Source organism: Tepidimonas aquatica (genome assembly GCF_007556585.1).
Taxonomy (GTDB): Bacteria; Pseudomonadota; Gammaproteobacteria; order Burkholderiales; family Burkholderiaceae_C; genus Tepidimonas; species Tepidimonas aquatica.
This window is the reverse complement of sequence record NZ_VJNA01000058.1, coordinates 1-3,828: the sequence shown is the minus strand read 5'-3', so window position 1 is coordinate 3,828 and position 3,828 is coordinate 1. Positions and strand designations below refer to the sequence as shown.

The window sequence follows — 3,828 nt, the reverse complement described above, 5'->3', positions numbered from 1 at the left end:
CGTCTTCGCGTTCAACGGAGAGCACCCCAAATGGGAGGAAGTGCTCTGCCTGGCGGGATCAATTCGAACGATTGCAGCCCTGATGCCATTGGCGGACGAGGGGCAAACTGTCCACCTCTCCTACGCCATCAAACGCCTGGCCGAAAGCGCGGAATCGATCGCGGGCGATGTGGTGCACGGCCTCAATCCGCACTGAAGCGCCCGATTCTGTGATGAAGAGCGGGGCGCGCCAGATGCGGCGTCCCGCACGCAACGAGGAAGACCCATCGTGATCGGAGACTGGTCAAAGGAACTCACACCCCAGGAGCGCCAAGCGCTTACCGATGCCTGGGCCGATTGGCAGGAATGGCACGGGGTGAGCGAGCGTTATGGCTGGGATCCTGCCTACGAAATCCACCGCGAGCAGTACGCCGAGCTTTCGACGGCTCTACGGCGCCTGTCGGTGGCCCTCGACAAACTGGAGCTTGACCGCGACCCGATGCGAACGACGCTATCGCACCTGCTTGCGGCCTGGCAGGGCGAGCTGTTCGTTCGGCACGAGCTGGTCAATCAACACGTGCTGCGGGAGCGCCTTTCTACGCTAACCGAATGGCTGCCGGCCCTGATTTCCACGCTTGACGGAGAGCGCTGGAAGGGCCGCCCGACAGACTCCCAGGCTGCGCTCGCCTGGGTGGCCGTCTGTGCCCGTCAGTGGATCAAGCACGTCGGGCGCCCAGGGCACAGCAAGTCGCACGAAAGTCGATTCGACCGTGCCCTGCTTCTGTTCTCGCAGCACGTCAAAGACTCTCCTCCGGTGAAGCCGTCCACTCTGGACACAGCCCACCGCCAGGGCATCTATTGACTGGGGTATAAGCCCGTCCCAGTTTCACCCTAGGGCAAATCGCCCCCAAACCCGACGATCACTCCACCGGCCACTAATCGGCACGGCCCAGCGTCTGGGAACCGCAGGCCAACCCCTGCGGGACGCTGGCAAACCTGGAGTGATCGCAAATGTCTGAAAAACTACGCATCAAGGGCGCCCCCGCACGGGTGTCCGTCATGCAGGGGTTCGTCCCACTACGCGCCCTCTGGGCCAACGATGACGCGCCCTACCCGTCGGAACATGCCGCCCGCTGGGCATTGCGCAAGCTGCGCGACGAGCTCGCCGAGGCCGGTGCTGTCGCCCTGCACCGCAACCGACTGATGGTCCACCCCGAGCGCTTCGCCGCCGTGGTGGAGCGCGCCGCCTTGAGCGCCTACGTCGAGCGGACAGCAAAAAATGGCTGAGGTCCTCACGCTCGCCACCGCCGCCAGGCGCTCCGGCCAACGTGACAAGTGCCAATCTTCTACACGTCGGCAACCGCCGCAAACTCCGCAGCAGCGCGATCTGCTGGCGAAAGCCTGGCGTCTGGTCGATGCCCTCAACCCGCGCGGGCGCGCGCTCTGGAAGGCCACGCTGCGTCCGCAGGATAGCGGCGCCGAGCGGCCCTACCTGGTCGAGGTGCTGCCCGACCTGACGCTGCGCGTGAGCGACCCGGACACCGGGGAGGAAATCGCGCGCAGCAGCCTGCACCGCCGCCGCCGCACCAGTGCCGAGGAGGCTCGCTGATGCGCCCGGCTGGAAATCCTGCACCACGCGGACGCTTTGACCGTGGGCTGTTGCCCGATCCAGAGACTTATTACATCGCAACCGAGGGGCTGGCGTTTCGCGAGAAGCGCGGCACCTGGCGCACGGCCGACTGTCCGTGGCACGGCGGGCAATCCTTGCGAATCAATCTTGCCAGCGGCGCCTACGCCTGCATGGGGTGCGGCGAGCGCGGCGGGGATGTGATCGCCTTCGCCATGAACCGCCACGGCCTGACCTTCGTCGAGGCCGCCCGGCGACTCGGCTGCTGGGTCGAGGATCGCAGCGCCATCGCGCCACCGCCGACGCGACCGGCCGGGCTGAGTGCCGCCGATGCCCTGGCACTGATTGCGGTCGACGCCGAGCTGCTGGCGATCGAGGCGCTGCGCGTTGCCAACGGCCACGTCCTCGACCAAAACGCCCGCCAGGCGATCATTGACGCAGCCCGTCGCGTGCTGCTGTTGGCCACGCCGCCAGGGGGACGCCGATGATGCAGGTGGACCCCAAACGCATCGAACAACTGCGTGCCCGCACGATGGCCGAACTCGACCCCACCGACGCAATGCCTGGCGAGTGTCCTGGCCCTGGCGAACTGGCACAGCGCCTGCAGCAACCGCTGCAGCTCGTGGACGCGCTGGAGCGTTGGGTCTACGTGCTCGGGACCGATCGCGTCTTCGACCTGTGGCTGCTGCGCGAGTACCCGGTCCGGCACCTGCGCTATGAGCTGGCCGGGAATGCGTCGATCTACAAGGAGTGGCTCACACACCCGGCACGCCGCCAGGTGGCACCCGAAGATATCGTCTTCGAGCCCTCCGGGCACTGCTTGCCGCATCAAATAAACCTTTGGCGCGGATTCCCTCTGGCCCCCGTCGAGGGCGACTGCGCACCGATTCTGGAGCTGGTCGAGCATTTGATGAGTGAGACCGCACCCGACCCGGAAGGGCGAGCGCGTCACGTGGAATACCTGTTGCACTGGCTTGCATACCCGCTGCAGCATCCCGGCGCCAAGCTGCGCAGCGCGCTAGTCTTTCATGGCCCGCAGGGCTGCGGCAAGAGCCTGCTGTTCGAGGGCGTCATGGCCCGCATCTACGGCGAGTACGCCCGCGTGATCGGCCAGGCGCAGCTTGAAAGTAAGTACACAGACTGGGCCTCGCGCTGCCTGTTCGTGGTGGCCGACGAGGTGCTTGCACCCGGCGAGGCGGCCCACTACCGCCACCGGCTCAAAGCGCTGATTACGGGCGAAACGCTGATGATCGAGGCCAAGTTTGCGACCGTGCGCCAGGAGCGCAACGCCGCGAATTTGGTCTTCCTGTCCAACGAGGCAAAGCCGCTGGCGCTCGAGGCAGACGACCGACGTCACTACGTGGTCTGGTGCCCGCCCAAACGGACCGACGACCTCTATGCGCGCGTCGGGCGCTGTATCGAGTCGGGCGGGCTGAATGCCTTCCTGGCCTACCTTGTCGGGCTCGACACGAGTCGCTTCGACCCCTATGCGCCGCCGCCCCTGACCCAGGCCAAGCGCGAGCTGGTGGAGCTCGGCCTGCGTCCGGCTGAGCGCTTCGTGCGCGACTGGCTCGCCCAGCAGCTCGAGCTACCCGTATGGCCCTGCAGCACGGCACAGCTCTACCGCGCCTTCGCCCGATGGTGCCGCGCCCACGGCGAGCGCAGCATCCCCGCACAGACGACGTTCACGGCGATCGCGGCCAAGGCTGCAGGCCAGCGCGTGTCGCGTCAGAAGTGCTCGCCATCAGGCGGCAGCAGCGGCGCGCCAATCACGCTCTGGCTGCCCAGTGGCACCGGCCCACTCAACGGCGTGACCTGGTACGACTTCGCCACCCAGGCCGTGGCAGCCTTTGATGGACCGCTGCGCGGGTTCTGCCGCGTCTTTGGCGAGGAGGCCCCGACATGAGTGCTCCGCTTCCAACCCTTGGCGGCACCGCTTCCAACCCCATCGGCCACTTTGCCGCCGCCATCCCCCTCCGCTTCCACCCCGGTCGGAAGCGCAACCAACCGGAAGTGCGCGCAAGTGCTTGTCACGTATACGCTTCCACCGCTTCCAACCCATTACCTATTAAGGAAGAAAAGGTAGGTAAGTGGAGAAATTGGAGAGATGCGAAAACACGTGGAAGCGTTGGAAGCGACGGAAGCGCCAGGCTTCCCCCCAGGTCGGTTCCCCCTACGGGAAAAAGAGATGCGGGTCATTCGCGAGCGCGATCTTTCGCTAG

General features: G+C 66.1%; 6 protein-coding genes. All 6 read left to right on the top strand.

What is annotated here, in order from left to right; all coding sequences use genetic code 11:
- Window positions 1–196 (top strand): hypothetical protein (locus Taqua_RS13290; RefSeq protein ID WP_185969637.1); only part of this gene is annotated, 196 nt, incomplete at its 5' end.
- A gap of 72 nt (window positions 197–268) precedes the next feature.
- Window positions 269–841 (top strand): hypothetical protein, encoded by a 573-nt coding sequence (locus tag Taqua_RS12725; protein ID WP_144326956.1) that lies wholly within the window; start codon window positions 269–271, stop codon window positions 839–841.
- Between the two features lie 149 nt (window positions 842–990).
- On the top strand, window positions 991–1,266 hold the full coding sequence (locus tag Taqua_RS12720; RefSeq protein ID WP_144326955.1) for a hypothetical protein: 276 nt from the start codon (window positions 991–993) through the stop codon (window positions 1,264–1,266).
- Complete coding sequence (locus tag Taqua_RS12715) at window positions 1,259–1,588, top strand: hypothetical protein (RefSeq protein WP_144326954.1); 330 nt, start codon at window positions 1,259–1,261, stop codon at window positions 1,586–1,588. Before Taqua_RS12720 ends, Taqua_RS12715 begins: the two co-directional genes overlap by 8 nt.
- The gene (locus Taqua_RS12710; protein WP_144326953.1) at window positions 1,588–2,094 is read left to right on the top strand and encodes a CHC2 zinc finger domain-containing protein; all 507 of its coding nucleotides are present in this window, start codon (window positions 1,588–1,590) and stop codon (window positions 2,092–2,094) included. Before Taqua_RS12715 ends, Taqua_RS12710 begins: the two co-directional genes overlap by 1 nt.
- Complete coding sequence (locus tag Taqua_RS12705) at window positions 2,091–3,512, top strand: DUF5906 domain-containing protein (protein ID WP_144326952.1); 1,422 nt, start codon at window positions 2,091–2,093, stop codon at window positions 3,510–3,512. Before Taqua_RS12710 ends, Taqua_RS12705 begins: the two co-directional genes overlap by 4 nt.
- Window positions 3,513–3,828: the final 316 nt, after the last annotated feature.